We start from the raw sequence: 14621 nt of genomic DNA, 5'->3' as shown, positions 1-14621 counted from the left end.
CCCAATGACGACCCGAACCGCCACCGACAAAACACGAATCCGAGACAACAAACGCATCATCTACGCATGGATCGCACTCACGGCGATCACCCTGCTCGCCTGGCAACTCGCCCCCGGCCACGCCGACAGCACCAGGCTCGATACCGGACTCATCATCGCCGTGGTTGTCCTCGGACTGATCAAATGCCGCCTGATCATCCGCTACTTCATGGAAATCCGACACGCCCCGACCTGGCTGAAAATCACCACCGACACTTGGCTAGCTGTTATCTGGACAACCATGCTCGCCATCTACCTTTACTGAATTGTGGCTGCCCGTCTCGGCGATTCCACGGAACAGCCCACAGCCACCCCTGGATGAATCGACAACGCGCCGCACGCGGTCGGTCAAGGGGGCCTCGCCGTTTGGCTATGCTGTCGGCTCGACCAGTACGCCCATGGCTTGGTCGAGGAGTTCGGACAACGGAGTGGTCCCGTCGGCTGCCCTCCAGGCGTCGGTTGCGGCGTCGAGGCAGGAAATCGCCGACGCCACAAGGGCCTGGGCGCGGAGGTTGGTCGTGGACTCCGGGTCACCGCCGAGCCGGCGGGAGATCTCCGGCACCAGGAGGCTCTGCCAGCCCTGCGTCTTCTCCCACTGACGGGTCATCAGGGCGCAGGCGTCGTCGAGCAACCGCATCAGGTTCAGAAATGGCTGAGGCTCGTCGGTATTCGACTCGGTGATCACGTCGAACGAGCGGCGCAATGCTTCCCAGGACCGCTCGTCGGCGGGCCGGGCGGCGAGCGCGGCGGCCATCTTATGGCCGAACTCACCCATCCTGCCGAGGACGAGCTCCTCCTTGGTGCCGAAGTACCGGAAGAAGGTGGTGCGCGACAAGCCCGCCTCGGCGGCGATCTGTTCGACCGTCGTGTTGTCGAAGCCCTGCTCGGAGAACAGCCGGAACGCGACCTCGCTGACCTCATCGCGCATCGCGGCTCGTGTCCGCTCCCGCAGCGTGGAGGCCATGGTCCTGGATGTCTCAGCCATGCCATGAGTGTAGTACACAGACCCTATGTGGTACTCCATCCCATATTGGTATATGGTCTCATAAGTTGTCTTCGTATCCCTTTTGAGGAGTGCTTCCCATGAGCAAGATTTGGTTCATCACTGGTTCCTCGCGCGGCCTGGGCCGCCGGTTCACCGAGGCCGCGCTATCGCGTGGCGACAAGGTCGCAGCGACCGCCCGCAACACCGACGCACTGGCCGACCTGGTCGCCGCCCATGGCGACGCGATACTGCCGCTGCCCCTCGACGTCACGGACAAAACCGCCGTGACGGAGTCCGTCCAGCATGCCCACGAGCACTTCGGACGCCTGGACGTCGTCGTCAACAACGCCGGCTACGGCCTGTTCGGCATGGTCGAAGAGCTGACCGAAGACGATGTCCGCGCCCAGTTCGAGACGAATATGTTCGGCACCCTGTGGGTCATCCAGGCGGCACTGCCCTACCTCCGCGCTCAGGGCAGCGGCCACATCATCAACGTGTCCAGCCTGCTCGGCCTCGCCGCTTTCCCCACAACGGGCGGCTACACCGCCACCAAGGCAGCCGTCGAGGGACTCTCGGACTCCTTGGCCCAGGAAGTAGCGGCCTTCGGCATCAAGGTCACTGTCGTCGAGCCCGGCCCCTTCGGCACCGAGTTCAACACGTCCTCCGCCTATTCCGCACCGCTGTCCGCCTACGACAGCTTCCGGGAGGCAGTCAACGCCAGCTTCGCCACCCTCCCGAATCCCGACCCGGCGGGCGTCGGCCCCGCGCTGCTGAAGGTCGTCGACGCCGACACCCCACCGTCCCGGATCTTCTTCGGCACCTTTCCCCTCCAGGTCGTCCCGCAGATCTACGCCGACCGGCTCGAGGGCTGGCAGGAGTGGGCCGAGGTATCCGCCGCGGCCGAGGCCAGCCCGGCCTGACCGGCCCCCGTCCGGCGCTTCCGGCACTGGGGGCCGTCCACCTCGAGCATTGCCCGCCAGGCTTGCAAGTCGACCGGCAGCAAGGACAAAAGGATCATGAAACTCTCAGGCGGTCGACGAGTTCGTCTGCCTTGGCGCACCTCACGCGTCGACGACTTGCCCCTGACACCTGACGTCACGTCTTAGCCATCTGCCCGGTGGCCTATCCGCCCACGGGCGTATGGCTCTGGGCGACCCGCAACAAGGAACAAGGAAGAGGAAATACGATGCCGACACTGGGAATCATCGGAAGCGGAAATATTGGGTCCGCGGTCGCGCGGCTGGCGGTCGCGGCGGACATCGATGTCGTGATCGCCAACTCGCGGGGGCCGCAGAGCCTGGCCGATCTCGTCGAGGAACTGGGTTCGCGAGCCACGGCAGGCACCGTGGAGCAGGCTGCCAGCGCCGGGGAGACAATCCTGCTCAGCATCCCGCTGACCGCGTACAGCTCTCTGCCTGCTGAACTACTGCGGGGCCGGACCGTGCTGGATACCGGCAACTACTATCCTCACCGCGACGGTCGGATCGGCGAACTCGACGCCGAAAAGATGACCACGGCTGAATTGGCCCAGCAGCTCTTGCCGGGCGCCCTGCTGGTCAAGGCATTCAACAACATCCTGGCCCACCATATCCCGCAGCTCGCCCGCCCAGCCGGGGCGCCGGACCGCAGCGCTCTACCCATCGCGGGCGCGGACCAAGGGGCGAAGACTCGGGTGGCAGAGCTGATCGACCGGCTCGGATTCGATACCGTCGACGCCGGAACGCCAGGTGAGACTTGGCGTTTCGAGCCCGAGGCCGGTGCATACACCCGGATCTACCTTGCCGACCCCAGCGTGCCGGTCGAGCGCATGCTCGAAGCTCCGGCCGCGCCGCTGTCGGCCGACGAACTGCGCGCCGCGTTGCAGGCGAGCGAACGGGTAAAGGTAGCCGAGCGCACCTTCTGAAGTTCGCAACGAGCCGTCAGCCGGAGAACCCGACGATAGAGGCCATTCACCCGAAACGCGCGATGACCCTCATACGGACCGGTAGCCGAACCCTCGCACTCGTAGGCTCACGGTGCAATGACGACCCCGCTACTCATGATGAGTTGCGTAAGGGTTGTGTGTCTGGTCACGATGGGTACTATATCGAATACGCTGGTACCCAGTTAAGTTTCTTTCGGGCCGTCGTGATGGAGTGTCCGAGTGATCAGTGAGGATCCAATGAGTCAAGTGGCTATCGAGTTCGACGTGTCCGTACCCATGCGTGACGGGGTGATTCTGCGGGCCGATGTCTACCGGCCCGTCGGTGCGGGGCCGTGGCCGGTTCTCGTGCAGCGCACCCCCTACGACAAGGCTTCGCCGCAGGGGACCGCCCAGCTCGACACGCTCAAAGCTGTTCGGCGCGGTTACATCGTGGTGCAGCAGGACACGCGAGGAAGGTTCACATCCGACGGCGAGTGGCTGCCGTGGGCGTATGAGCAGCAAGACGGTTACGACACCATCGAGTGGGCCGCTGCGCTGCCCGGTAGCAACGGCAATGTGGGAATGTTCGGTGCAAGCTACACCGGCAACACCCAATGGGCTGCGGCCATCGCGGGGGCGCCGCACCTGCGCGCCATCGCGCCGCAGGTCACCTGGTGCGAGCCCGCCGACGGAATCTTCTTCCGTGGCGGAGCGATCGAACACGGATTGAATCTGTGGTGGTCGCTGATGGTCTCGGCGGGCCAGTATGCGAAGGTGGCGGCGGATACCGAGGAGCTGTTCGCCAAGCTGGGTACCACGATTCGCGACTTCGACCGGCTCGCCGAGGTGACATATAGGGAGTTGCCCTCAGGCGCGTCGCCGGCATTGGTGCGCACGAACCTGCCGGATATCGGCGTGCAGCGCGGCTTGCGTGATCCCGCCTCGATGGCCCAGGCCCGGGTCGCGGGCAGGCACGGTGAGGTCACTGTCCCGTCCTTGAACGTCGCGGGCTGGTACGACGTGTTCTCGCAGGGCTCGATCGACAACTACATCGCCGCACGCGAACAGGGCCACACGACTCGACTGATCGTCGGGCCATGGGAACATCTGAGTCTCCTCAGCCCCAGGCCAGAGCATGTCGGTGCGGTGAACTACGGGCTGGCCTCGGTGGCGCCACCGAGTTGTGACGGGACCATGACCGGTATTCAGCTGGACTGGTTCGACCAGTTCCTGCCCAGCGAACCGGTCGACGCGGAACCAGACCCGGGCGTGGACATCTTCGTCATGGGTCTGAATCAGTGGCGACACGAGCCGCAATGGCCCCTCGCCCGCGCCCGCGACACCGAGTTCTTCCTCCATCCCGACGGTCATCTGTCGACTTGTGCCCCGGCAGAGAACGAGGCGCCTTCGTCCTACGTCTACGATCCCGCCGACCCTGTGCCGACCACGGGCGGCGCGCTCATCATGGCGAGTGATTTCCGCCCCGGAGCCCTCGACCAGCAGGCAGTGGAGTCCCGTGTGGATGTGCTGGTGTTCACCAGCGACCCGCTCCCTGAGGACCTCGAGATCACCGGCCGGGTCACCGCGACCCTGTTCGCCGCCACCGACGGGCCCGCTACGGACTGGGTCGTGAGGCTGTGCGCTGTCGACGAACGAGGAACCTCGCTCAACATCGTCGACGGCATCACCCGCGTCATCACAGAGCCCGGACGCATCGATGAACACGAGATCGACCTGTGGTCGACCAGCATCGTGATCAAGGCAGGGCATCGGCTCCGGGTCCAGGTCACCTCCAGCAACTTCCCGCGCTGGGACCGCAACCTCAACACCGGAGAGGATCCGACCGTGGCCATCGAGCACCGTGTCGCCCACCAGAAGATCTTCCACGACTCCACGCGGCCCTCCCGGCTGATCCTGCCGGTGATCCCCGCCACCTAGAATGCCGCCGCGAAGGTCAGCGGTCAGCCCCAGACCTTCGCGGCATACGGGACCGAGTCGGCGTGGCTTAGGGGGCTCGTGTTGCGACTCGGCCGCCCTCGCGCCCGCTATCGCGCCGCTCACGACCCCGCCAGCGCCGAGGTTGCTCGGCGAGAGCGCCCACGCCGGCAGATTGTGCACGGCAACGGGTCAGTCAGGGCTGTGGAGTAACCCGTTCAACAGTAGGGCCGCCAGTTCGTTGAAGGCGTCTGCCGCCGACAGGCCGGTGCGCTCGAGCAGGACGCCGGACTGGACTCCCTCGATGGCGAGTGCGACGAGTTGGGAGGCGAACCTGCCGTCGGTGGCACGGAAACGACCTGTCCGTATCCCATCATCGATCAGTTCATGGACACGTTCGGCCGCGCGGGCGGTGTTGCGCGCGTAGATCTCGGCGGTGGGAGCGAAAGCGACCATGTCCTGGTAGAAGGCATTCGAGTTGCGCCGCATGGCATTCGCGATACCGCCGAGGTACGCGAGGATCTTGGCCTGCGGGTCGGTCTGGGTGGCCACATCGGCTTCGATGAGTTCGGCCGATTCGCCGAAGAACTGTTTGGTCGCCAGTACCACCAGCTGTTCCTTGGTCGCGGCGACGCTGTAGAGGGTGGCCTTGGAGCAATGCAGGCGCTCGGTGAGCTCGCCGATGGTGATGGTGGTGAAACCCTCGCTGAGAAAGATCTCCTGGACCTGATGCAGCAGGTCGTCACGCCGCGCCACATCAACGCGTCGCTTACGGGGGGTGTTGACCGTCGTTTGACGCGCCGAGGCCGTACGAGGCATGAGATCGAGTGTTTCACACCCCTCCTCGGGCAGCTGCGAGCAGCGGGGTTTATTCGTCACCGTTCCTACGGTACCCTTTTGGGTACCAATGAACTGTTTAACGTACCCAACTGGAGCGGTAGTGAGTCCTGACTATGCAATACGTGTCGGTGAGCTCCTCGAACAATTCGGGACGCCGGATGCGGATGTGGCCTGGTTGCTGTGCGACCGTCATCCGGCATCGGCTCGAGCCCTGATGATCGTCGACGAGCATTTGGCCGCGATCGAATACACCTACGGCGAGCTGGCCGAAGCGTCGCGACGAGCGGCTGCGGTTCTGTCCGCGGCCGGTGTGGGGCGCGGGGATCGGGTCGCGACCGTGATGGGCAAGAGCGCCCAATTGGTCGCGGTCGTGCTCGGTATTTGGCGCTTGGGCGCGGTCTACGTGCCGTTGTTCACCGCGTTCGCCGAGGATGCGATCCGGTCCCGCCTCGCCGACGCCGAGGTCAGGCTCGTCGTGGCCGATGAGGATCAGCGGGCGAAAGTGCCCGCAGGTGACTGGACGCTGATCGTCGCTGGTACCGATTCCCCCGACGGGTTGAGCGCCCGCCTTGTCGCGGCCTCGTGGCAAGGCATCGGCTCGACGCCGGTCGGTGGAGACGGGGCGCTGGTGCACATGTTCACCTCCGGTACCACCGGCAAACCCAAGGGTGTGGTGCATCCGGTGCGCTATGCAGCCGGGTGGCAGAGCTACCTCGAGTTCGGTCTGGGCGTCGGGCCCGACAGCGTTTTCTGGTGCGGCGCCGACCCGGGATGGGCTTACGGGCTCTACACCGCGATCGTGGCTCCCCTGGCGGCCGGTGTGCCGACGCTGCTGCTGCGCGGCGGATTCTCGGCCGCCGACACCTGGACGGTGTTGAAGGATCGCGCGGTCACCGATTACACCGCTGCGCCCACGGTCTACCGCGGCCTGCGCGCCTCCGGCCTGCCAGTTCCCCAGGGGCTCGCGCTGCGCCGGCTGTCGAGCGCGGGGGAGCCGCTGACCCCGGAGGTCAACGACTGGGCCCGCGACGCGCTCGGGCTCGAGGTGCACGATCACTACGGCCAGACCGAACTCGGCATGCCGATCGGTTTCCCACACCACTCCAGCCTGCGACGGCCGGTGCTGGCCGGTGCGATGGGAACTTCGCTGCCGGGCTGGGAGATCACCGTCCTGGGCGAGGACGACGACGCACCGGTCGAGTCCGGTCAGACCGGGCGGCTGGCGATCGTGGTCGCGGGCAGTCCGTTGATGACCTTCCGCGGCTATGTCGGAGGGCGCGGCGGCGACCGATTCCGCGCCGGGGGCGCCTATTTCCTGACCGGTGACATCGCATCGATCGACGCCGACGGGATCGTGCGGTTCTCCGCGCGCGACGACGACGTCATCATTATGGCCGGCTACCGCATCGGCCCGTTCGACATCGAATCCACGCTCCTGCAGCACCCCGCTATCAGCGAAGCCGCAGTGGTCGCTGGTCCCGATGAGGTGCGCGGCGAGGTCGTGGAGGCGTTCGTGGTCCTCGCGCCCGGCGCCGCCGTCTCCGACGATCTCGTCCAGCAGCTACAGCAATGGGTCAAGAAGAACTACGCCGCGCATGCCTACCCGCGGCGTATCCATTTTGTGCAGAGCCTGCCCAAGACGCCGAGCGGCAAGATCCAGCGCGCACAGCTGCGGCAGCGGCGCCGCGAGGACGCCGGCCTGGGCGCGGGTGCCCGATGAACCTGCCCGCACCGGTCCTGGTTACCCGTACCGGTCCGATCCGCACCCTGACACTCAACCGCCCCCACCGCCGCAACGCATTGGACCCCGAGTTGATCGATGCTCTGGCTGCCGCGGTGACCGAGGCGGAACAAGATCCGCACACCCGGTGCCTTGTCCTCGCCGGAGCGGGCAAGAGCTTCTGCGCCGGCGCCGACCTGCGGTACTTTCTGAGCCTGGCCGACACCCCGGGTGGGCCGACGCAGTTTCTGCGCCGGGTTTCGGCCGTGGTCACTCGGCTCGAGACCAGCCGCCTGCCGGTGGTGGCCGCCTTGCACGGCCACGCTGTGGCCGGTGGTCTGGAGCTTGCACTGGCCTGTGACGTGGTGGTCGCCGCCGACACGACACTGATCGGCGACGGGCACATCCGCAACAACCTGCTCCCGGCCGCGGGCTCGAGCGTGCGACTGCCACGCAAAATCGGCGACTCCGCGGCACGGTGGCTGGCCCTGACCGGACAACTGGTCCCCGCCCAGCGGCTCGCCACCACCGGCTGGCTGCACGCGGTGGTGCCGGCCGAGGAAGTGCACGCCTGCGCACGAGCCGCCGCGATCGAACTGGCCGAAGCCGGCGGTCCGGCCCAAACCGCGTTCAAAGCCCTCCTGCACACCCTGACCACTATGGACGAAAACCAAGGACTGGCCCGAGAACTCGCCGACTTCGAACAGCACTGGAACACCAATGACGTACCGGCCTCGCTGACCGCATTCCTGCAACGCCGATCGGCCTGAAGGCATGCCGAGCCACTATCACATTCCTGGAGTGCAATGAACCGCTACACCGATCAAGTCGTCCTCGTGACCGGCGGAGCCCAAGGGCTCGGCGCGGGTATGGCCGAGCGATTCGCGGCCGAAGGAGCAATCGTAGCCATCGGCGACGTCAACGACGTCGCCGCCCGAGACCTCGCTGACCGCCTGGAAAAGGAATTCGGGCGCACCTGCCTGGCCCATCCGGTCGATGTCACCTCCTCGGACGATGTCAACGCCTGGATCGAAGCCGTCGTCGGTGCGCACGGCCGTATCGATGCCCTGGTCAACAACGCCGGAATCATCCGCGACAACCGGATCGAGGACATCGACGACACCGACTGGCACTCGGTATTGGATGTCTCCCTCTCGGGGGCCTTCTTCTGCGCCCGAGCGGTGTTGCCGCACATGCGATCACGCAACTACGGCCGGATCGTCTCGTTCTCCTCGATGAGCTGGCGCGGCAACTTCGGCCAAGCCAACTACGTCGCCGCCAAAGCGGGCATCGTCGGACTCACCCGCACCCTCGCACTCGAAACCGCCCGCCAGGGCATTACCGCCAATGCCATCGCCCCCGGCCTCATCGAAACACCCATGCTCGCTTCGATGAACACCGCGGCCCGCGAAAAGCTGATCGCCAAAGTGCCCCAACGCAAGACCGGACAGCCCCAAGACATCGCCGAGGCCGCCGCCTACCTGTGCTCCCCGGCCGCCGGATACGTCAGCGGAGTCGTACTCGACGTCGACGGAGGCTTGGGTATCGGCTCATCGATCCGGTAGCGGAAACCGACCGCAGCGGCGGTTCACACTCCGATGGCCTGGCCGATGATGACCTTCACGACCCGGCTGCTGGCAGACCGGTGGAGCTGCCGCGGTTTTCGGCCGGAACCGGTATCTCGCGAGACCATCACGCGGGTTCTCGATCTGGCCCGTCGGTCGCCGTCATGGTGTACGTCGGAGATGAACCGGCGTCAGGGCAGTTTGATTGCCGACATGTACATTTCGAGGGTTGGTCTGTAGAGGTCGACGTCATCGAGTTGGGTTCCCAGCGCGATCGAGTCGGTGGTGGCGATGAGCACGCGGGCGAACGTCAGTGGGGGAATCAGCAGGGTCGCGCCGATTCGATCGAGGCCCTCGACGATGAATCGTGCCAGGGCTTCGGCGACCTCGACTCGTTTGGTTGCGACTCGTTCCCTGGCCTCGGGGTTGCGCAACAGGTACAGGGTGAATTCGTAGCCCAGCGCGGCGGACTCGGCGCCGCGGTCTTCAGCGAGTTGGCGCCACCGCTGGGCAACTTGGTCGAGTTCGTACGCTCCCACCTGGCTCGCTGCCGATAGCAGCTCGGAGAACGTATCGAAGTAGCGCTGCCAGTACCGGTCGCTCACAGCCAGGAAGAGTTCTTCCTTCGTGGGGAAGTGCTTGTATATGGCGCCCTTGGTATATCCCGCCGCATGAGCGATGTCATCGAGGGTTGCCGCTGTGAACCCCTTTTCGGCAAACACCTCTTGCGCGGCATCCAGCAGGAGCGACCGGGTGCGCTCGAGACGTCGCTCCCTCGTCCATCGCTCGGCCATGTCAGCGAGTATGCCATGAATCTGAGAAACTATGCCGAAGGTTAGATTCTTACTGGTATATTTTCGGACGACAGGCTACTGAAAGAGGGTGACGATGACTGCCCCATCGACGACAGACCGATACGCCGACACCGAGGTGACAGCTGAAAGGTGTCCGCTCTTCGAGCGGATCCGCGTGGGTTGGACCACGACGATCCCGAAGGAGGCTGTGCGATGAGCGGGCCGTTGGACAGGAAGAAGGCGGCCACCGTCACCGAGGAGATCGGCGGAGTCGCCTCATTGGGTGCCAAAGCTCAGTCCACGAGCAAGCCCGTCCGGATCTGGGCGATCGTCGGGGGCTTGATCCTGGCGTTCCAGGTGTACGTGTGGATCCGCTGGGTGTCGGGACCATTTTTCGTCCGGGTGCCCACGGGGCCCAGTGACCCGCCGACGTGGATGAAGACGATCCTCATCACGTGGACGGCTGTGATCTTGGTTGGCTGGCCGATCGGCGTCTACTACTTCATCATCAGGCCCTGGCGGCGTGAGCGGCGGATCACGCTCGACGGCATGCTCCTGGTCGCCTGCGGCCTGCTGTTCTTCCAGGATCCGCTCCTGAACTACTTCAACACGTGGAGTACCTACAACACCTGGATGTTCAATCGGGGATCATGGGTGGCCCACATTCCGGGTTGGCGCTCGTATGCCGAACCGGGCCAGATGATGGCCGAACCGTTGTTGATGAATGCGGCGGGTTATTCCTACGGAGTTCTGCTGTGCACGATCCTCGGATGTTGGATCATGCGCCGTGCGAAGTCGAAGTGGCCGAATATCAGCAACCTCGGATTGATCGGCGTTCTGATCGTGTGGACGTTCTTCTTCGATCTCGTCATCGAGGGCCTCTTCCTGATGCCGATGGGACTTTTCACCTACCCCGGCGCAATTCGATCCCTGTCGATCAATGCCGGCACCTACTACCAATGGCCGATCTATGAAGGACTCATGTGGGGAGGTGTCCAGGCAGGTCTGTGCGCGCTGCGTTATTACACCGACGATCGTGGCCGGAGCTTCGTCGAACGAGGACTGGAACGGATCCAGGGCGGGGCCGTGAAGCAGCAGGCTACGCGTTTCCTGGCCATTTTCGCTGCATGCAGTCTGTTCTTCTTCGTGTTCTACAACCTGCCCGCGCAGTGGTTCGCCATGCACGCCGATCCCTGGCCCGAGGACGTCCAGAAGCGTTCGTACTTCGACATGGGCATCTGCGGTGAAGGGACAGGGCGGCTCTGTCCTGATCCTGTTCTGCCGATCCCCGGCAAGAACACCGGCTACATCAATCCGGAAGGCCGGCTCGTTCTCCCTGATGGCGCAGAGCTTCCGGAAGTCGTTCCATTCGAGCGAGGAAATTAGTATGTCGACCAGTCAATCCACCGCTGTACTCCCGGTTTTGGAAGCACCGTTCTACCGGCCGGTCGGCGACGAGGTAGCAGTCTTTCGGGCCGCGGCCCGACGCGGTTCGCCAGTACTGTTGAAGGGCCCCACTGGATGCGGGAAGACACGCTTCGTGGAGGCCATGGCCCACGAACTCGGGCGCGAGCTGATTACCGCCGCGGGCCACGAGGACATGACCTCGGCGGACCTGGTTGGCCGTTTCCTGCTAAAGGGTGGGGAAACGGTCTGGGTGGACGGGCCCTTGACCCGGGCCGTGCGCGAGGGCGCCATCTTCTATCTGGACGAGGTGGTCGAGGCGCGCCAGGACACCACCGTGGTCATTCACCCGCTCGCCGATCACCGCCGTGAACTGCCGATCGATCGACTCGGCACGACACTGCGGGCGGCCCCCGACTTCCAGCTGGTCATCTCCTACAATCCCGGCTACCAGAGCGTCCTGAAAAGCCTCAAAGAGTCGACCCGCCAGCGTTTCGTTGCCATCGAACTCGACTTCCCGCCCGCCGAGGTCGAGACCGAAGTGGTCGCCGTCGAAGCCGGGATCGGATCGGAGACCGCGACAGCGCTGGTCGAACTCGGTCACGCCATTCGAAACTTGGATGGCTCACCGCTGCGTGAAGTGGCCTCCACCCGGTTGTTGATCCTCGCGGGCGGTCTGGTCGCTGAAGGGCTGAGCCTGCGCAGTGCGGTGCGGTCGGCCGTTGTCCAAGTGCTCTCGGACGATCAGGATGTCGTCCGTGCCCTCGGCGAACTCATCGACGCCGTCCTGCCGCGACCATGAACGTTTCCAATCCGAACAGCCACGACCGGTTTCGCCTCCTCGCCACCTTCATCGCCGGCCGCGCTGTCGAAGTTGCGGAGGCACCGGCTGGGCAGCCTGCTCACACCAACGGCCAGATCATCTTCGTCTCAGCGGGCCGCTCGGTCGCCGAGCAGCGCCGCGAGATGCTGCTCCAGACCGCGCTGCTCGGTGCGGGGAGTCTGGATCAGCGATTGGTGAAGGCGCTTCGGGCTCGTCCGGTGGTGGCGCGGCGCTACCTGGCGCTGGAAGGTCGGCGAGTGATCGTCGACCTCGCCGAGCGGATTCCACTCGCAGCTGGGCTCGGTCCGCACGAGCCTCCGGCCACCTCGAGCGCCGAGGAGTCACTCGAGGTGGCCGGAGGCCGAGTACCGGTGGCCGACCCACCGGAGTGGTTCGGTGCCATCAAGCCCTCCCGATTGCTGGCACGCAGTGCCGCACCGGGCGCGCGGGCCACGAACAAAGAGCTGCGCTTGGAATTCGATCCGATCGACTTACCCGAGGCCGACGACGACGATGACGATGGCAGTGAGCAGTCCGGGAGGAGCAAGATTCTCGCACTGTTCGAAAATCCGCTGTTCAACTCGCGGGCGCTGTCGGACAAACTCCGCAAGCTGTTCGGCAACTCCCGGGCACCCGGGGATGGCTCCGCTGGTGCGGAGATGCAGGTTCGTGCCGTTCGACGGGTGTACCAGGTGGGAGTCGATGCCCGGCCGCTGCCAACACGGATCCAGTTCACCGATGACGGCAAGCCCGGCGCCACGCTGGGCGTAGGTGGAGCGCTTTATCCGGAGTGGGATGTCCACAACCATCGGTATCGGCCCGAGTGGTGCCGGGTCATCGACTTCCCGCTGACAGTCGCCGCCGATATCTCCGCGGCCGGTGTTCCGCTCGACGACGTGCTCCGGCGACGCTTGTCGCGAATCGGCCTGGGCCCCAAGGTTCTGCGCGGCCGTCCCGATGGCGACGAGCTCGACATCGAGGCGCTCATCGATATGTTCGTCGACTTGCGTTCGGGCTACTCGTCGCCGGAAAACATCTACCTGGAACGCCGCAAACTCGAGCGTAATCTCGGCGTCCTCATCCTGCTCGATGCCTCCGGGTCTGCCACCGATACCGATACCGAAGGCCTCGCTGTACACGACCACCAGCGGCGGGCAGCCGCGACGTTGGCCGTTACGCTCGAAGAGCTCGGCGACCGCGTCGCGGTCTACGCCTTTCGCTCACAGGGGCGCCACGCTGTTCATCTACCGGCGATCAAGACGTTCGGACAGCGTTTCGGCGCGGTCGGGCGAGCCCGGCTCAACCAGCTCCAACCATCGAACTACACGCGCCTGGGTGCAGGCATCCGCGGTGCGGGCGAAATCCTCAAAACCGAAGCAGGCACCGAAAACCGGCTGCTGGTGGTCCTTTCGGACGGCTTTCCCTATGACGATGGCTACGAGGGCCGCTACGCCGAAGCCGATGCCCACAAGGCACTCGAAGAACTCCGCGCCGACGGTGTCGCCTGCCTGTGCCTTTCGATCGGCGCCACCACCGGTACCGATGCCCTCGAACGCGTCTTCGGTTCCGTCAGCTATGCCAGCGCCGCGACCCTGAGCGAGCTGAGCCCGCGGATGGATGAGTTCTTTTTGTCTTCCCTTCGGGAACTCGCCGCACCGAAACCGCGGTAGCGATGAGAGGAGTTCGAGTCACGGTTGGCGTCGTTCGCCTTCGACATCACGCAGGAAGGATTCGATCAGCTCGATTGCCTCGTCGTGTGCGGTATCGACGTCGAAAGCTTCTTCCATACGCAGGAAGCGCGACACGCTGGACATGAGTAAGACCAGTGCTCCCGGGGTGTAGGTTTCGGCGGCGGGGCCGTAGTCGCCGAGAACCTTGGTGACGGCGTCGAGTTGCATGGCGCGGAAGCGTCGGGAGGAGTTGGCGATCTCGGTGCGGATGGCCTTGCGGTGGTTGGCCAGCGCGACGAATTCCATGGTCAACGCGGTGTGGGATTGGTCGTGGATGGCTTCCCACAAGGCCCACAGTGGCTGAGGTGAGGCCAGTGCCTCGAGTTGGCGTTGGTAGCTGCGGTCGGCTCCGCGGCGGAACAGTTCGATGAACAGATTGTCCATATTGCCGAAGTAGTAGTGATACAGGGCGGAATTCGCTTCGGCGCGTGCGGCCACGCGCCGGGTGCTGACCGCGGCGTAGCCCTCTTCCCGCATGATTTGCTCGGCGGCGTCGAGCAGGGCGCTTCGTGTCGGTGAGTCCTCGGCGTCGGATGCGCGAGCGGGCTTCATGGTGTTGGCCTCCCAGGTGTGTGAGGCACGAAGCCTTCGGTGTCGTTGCGATCGTGTGGTTCGTGGTTGCGCGAATAGAAGGTAACCCGCGCTCTTGCCTGTTCGGTCTCCGGCCGCGATCGAGTCGGCCGATGGGTCGGTGACCGGGCTTTCGCAAGTCGCTTGACAGCGGTGAACCAGGTCACGTATATCTTAATCACCTGATTGAATTAATCAGTCGCTTAAGGCCCCTGATGTGGGTCTTCGCGGTCATTCGATGTCCCCGGCGCAACCTCGATCGCTGTCGGGCCGAACGAAGAATGTGGTGTCGCGCGTGGCATATCTCCCTACT

At 64.8% G+C, this 14621-nt stretch carries 15 protein-coding genes; 11 read left to right on the top strand and 4 right to left on the bottom strand.

Annotation, left to right across the window (positions count from 1 at the left end):
- Positions 1-4: 4 nt before the first annotated feature.
- On the top strand, positions 5-304 hold the full coding sequence (locus tag AB0J47_RS11300; RefSeq protein WP_364343683.1) for a cytochrome C oxidase subunit IV family protein: 300 nt from the start codon (positions 5-7) through the stop codon (positions 302-304).
- A gap of 105 nt (positions 305-409) precedes the next feature.
- On the opposite strand, the gene AB0J47_RS11295 is transcribed toward AB0J47_RS11300, so the two are convergent.
- Entirely contained in the window at positions 410-1024 is a 615-nt protein-coding gene (locus AB0J47_RS11295) for a TetR family transcriptional regulator (RefSeq protein ID WP_364343680.1), read from the bottom strand.
- Positions 1025-1122: 98 nt separating this feature from the next.
- On the opposite strand from AB0J47_RS11295, the gene AB0J47_RS11290 reads away from it, so the two are divergent.
- The 3 genes from AB0J47_RS11290 to AB0J47_RS11280 all read left to right on the top strand — a co-directional run bounded on the left by AB0J47_RS11290 (position 1123) and on the right by AB0J47_RS11280 (position 4865).
- Positions 1123-1944, top strand: coding sequence for an SDR family NAD(P)-dependent oxidoreductase (locus AB0J47_RS11290; RefSeq protein ID WP_364343677.1), 822 nt, complete (start codon positions 1123-1125; stop codon positions 1942-1944).
- A 197-nt stretch (positions 1945-2141) separates the two neighbouring features.
- Entirely contained in the window at positions 2142-2927 is a 786-nt protein-coding gene (locus AB0J47_RS11285) for an NADPH-dependent F420 reductase (protein ID WP_364343674.1), read from the top strand.
- A gap of 258 nt (positions 2928-3185) precedes the next feature.
- Positions 3186-4865: a CocE/NonD family hydrolase gene (locus tag AB0J47_RS11280; protein WP_364343671.1), complete on the top strand. Its 1680-nt coding sequence runs from the start codon at positions 3186-3188 to the stop codon at positions 4863-4865.
- A gap of 189 nt (positions 4866-5054) precedes the next feature.
- On the opposite strand, the gene AB0J47_RS11275 is transcribed toward AB0J47_RS11280, so the two are convergent.
- Positions 5055-5741: a TetR/AcrR family transcriptional regulator gene (locus AB0J47_RS11275; RefSeq protein WP_364343668.1), complete on the bottom strand. Its 687-nt coding sequence runs from the start codon at positions 5739-5741 to the stop codon at positions 5055-5057.
- A 28-nt stretch (positions 5742-5769) separates the two neighbouring features.
- On the opposite strand from AB0J47_RS11275, the gene AB0J47_RS11270 reads away from it, so the two are divergent.
- The 4 genes from AB0J47_RS11270 to AB0J47_RS11255 are packed head-to-tail and all read left to right on the top strand — an operon-like array spanning position 5770 to position 9227.
- Positions 5770-7422 (top strand): AMP-binding protein, encoded by a 1653-nt coding sequence (locus tag AB0J47_RS11270; RefSeq protein WP_364343665.1) that lies wholly within the window; start codon positions 5770-5772, stop codon positions 7420-7422.
- Positions 7419-8192, top strand: a complete 774-nt coding sequence (locus AB0J47_RS11265) for an enoyl-CoA hydratase/isomerase family protein (protein ID WP_364343662.1) — start codon at positions 7419-7421, stop codon at positions 8190-8192. The genes AB0J47_RS11270 and AB0J47_RS11265 overlap by 4 nt, the downstream gene beginning before the upstream one ends.
- Positions 8193-8228: 36 nt before the next feature.
- On the top strand, positions 8229-8987 hold the full coding sequence (locus AB0J47_RS11260) for an SDR family NAD(P)-dependent oxidoreductase (protein ID WP_364343659.1): 759 nt from the start codon (positions 8229-8231) through the stop codon (positions 8985-8987).
- Between the two features lie 33 nt (positions 8988-9020).
- Complete coding sequence (locus AB0J47_RS11255) at positions 9021-9227, top strand: nitroreductase family protein (protein ID WP_364343656.1); 207 nt, start codon at positions 9021-9023, stop codon at positions 9225-9227.
- On the opposite strand, the gene AB0J47_RS11250 is transcribed toward AB0J47_RS11255, so the two are convergent.
- Positions 9179-9781: a helix-turn-helix domain-containing protein gene (locus AB0J47_RS11250; protein WP_364343653.1), complete on the bottom strand. Its 603-nt coding sequence runs from the start codon at positions 9779-9781 to the stop codon at positions 9179-9181. The two genes, AB0J47_RS11255 and AB0J47_RS11250, sit on opposite strands and share 49 nt — an antisense overlap.
- 213 nt (positions 9782-9994) lie before the next feature.
- Here AB0J47_RS11250 and AB0J47_RS11245 point away from each other — a divergent pair, with 213 nt between their 5' ends.
- From AB0J47_RS11245 to AB0J47_RS11235, 3 genes are read left to right on the top strand one after another with little or no spacing between them, the layout of a single operon-like run.
- The gene (locus AB0J47_RS11245; protein ID WP_364343650.1) at positions 9995-11167 is read left to right on the top strand and encodes a spirocyclase AveC family protein; all 1173 of its coding nucleotides are present in this window, start codon (positions 9995-9997) and stop codon (positions 11165-11167) included.
- Between the two features lies 1 nt (position 11168).
- Positions 11169-11987, top strand: coding sequence for an AAA family ATPase (locus AB0J47_RS11240; RefSeq protein ID WP_327097619.1), 819 nt, complete (start codon positions 11169-11171; stop codon positions 11985-11987).
- Positions 11984-13678, top strand: coding sequence for a VWA domain-containing protein (locus tag AB0J47_RS11235; protein ID WP_364343646.1), 1695 nt, complete (start codon positions 11984-11986; stop codon positions 13676-13678). The genes AB0J47_RS11240 and AB0J47_RS11235 overlap by 4 nt, the downstream gene beginning before the upstream one ends.
- An 18-nt stretch (positions 13679-13696) precedes the next feature.
- Here the strand turns inward: AB0J47_RS11235 and AB0J47_RS11230 are convergent, their stop codons facing one another.
- Positions 13697-14290: a helix-turn-helix domain-containing protein gene (locus AB0J47_RS11230; protein ID WP_364343643.1), complete on the bottom strand. Its 594-nt coding sequence runs from the start codon at positions 14288-14290 to the stop codon at positions 13697-13699.
- Positions 14291-14621 lie beyond the last annotated feature (331 nt).

The organism is Nocardia sp. NPDC049737 (assembly GCF_040674755.1).
Taxonomy (GTDB): Bacteria; Actinomycetota; Actinomycetes; order Mycobacteriales; family Mycobacteriaceae; genus Nocardia.
The sequence above is the reverse complement of the archived record's forward strand: the minus strand, read 5'-3'. Positions and strand labels throughout refer to the sequence as shown.

Coding starts and splice junctions, on each gene's coding strand:
- AB0J47_RS11240 (WP_327097619.1), top strand. CDS start 11,169: ATGTCGACCAGTCAATCCACCGCTGTACTCCCGGTTTTGGAAGCACCG.
- AB0J47_RS11280 (WP_364343671.1), top strand. CDS start 3,186: ATGAGTCAAGTGGCTATCGAGTTCGACGTGTCCGTACCCATGCGTGAC.
- AB0J47_RS11250 (WP_364343653.1), bottom strand. CDS start 9,781: ATGGCCGAGCGATGGACGAGGGAGCGACGTCTCGAGCGCACCCGGTCG.
- AB0J47_RS11260 (WP_364343659.1), top strand. CDS start 8,229: ATGAACCGCTACACCGATCAAGTCGTCCTCGTGACCGGCGGAGCCCAA.
- AB0J47_RS11270 (WP_364343665.1), top strand. CDS start 5,770: ATGAACTGTTTAACGTACCCAACTGGAGCGGTAGTGAGTCCTGACTAT.
- AB0J47_RS11245 (WP_364343650.1), top strand. CDS start 9,995: ATGAGCGGGCCGTTGGACAGGAAGAAGGCGGCCACCGTCACCGAGGAG.
- AB0J47_RS11290 (WP_364343677.1), top strand. CDS start 1,123: ATGAGCAAGATTTGGTTCATCACTGGTTCCTCGCGCGGCCTGGGCCGC.
- AB0J47_RS11235 (WP_364343646.1), top strand. CDS start 11,984: ATGAACGTTTCCAATCCGAACAGCCACGACCGGTTTCGCCTCCTCGCC.
- AB0J47_RS11255 (WP_364343656.1), top strand. CDS start 9,021: ATGGCCTGGCCGATGATGACCTTCACGACCCGGCTGCTGGCAGACCGG.
- AB0J47_RS11300 (WP_364343683.1), top strand. CDS start 5: ATGACGACCCGAACCGCCACCGACAAAACACGAATCCGAGACAACAAA.
- AB0J47_RS11265 (WP_364343662.1), top strand. CDS start 7,419: ATGAACCTGCCCGCACCGGTCCTGGTTACCCGTACCGGTCCGATCCGC.
- AB0J47_RS11295 (WP_364343680.1), bottom strand. CDS start 1,024: ATGGCTGAGACATCCAGGACCATGGCCTCCACGCTGCGGGAGCGGACA.
- AB0J47_RS11230 (WP_364343643.1), bottom strand. CDS start 14,290: ATGAAGCCCGCTCGCGCATCCGACGCCGAGGACTCACCGACACGAAGC.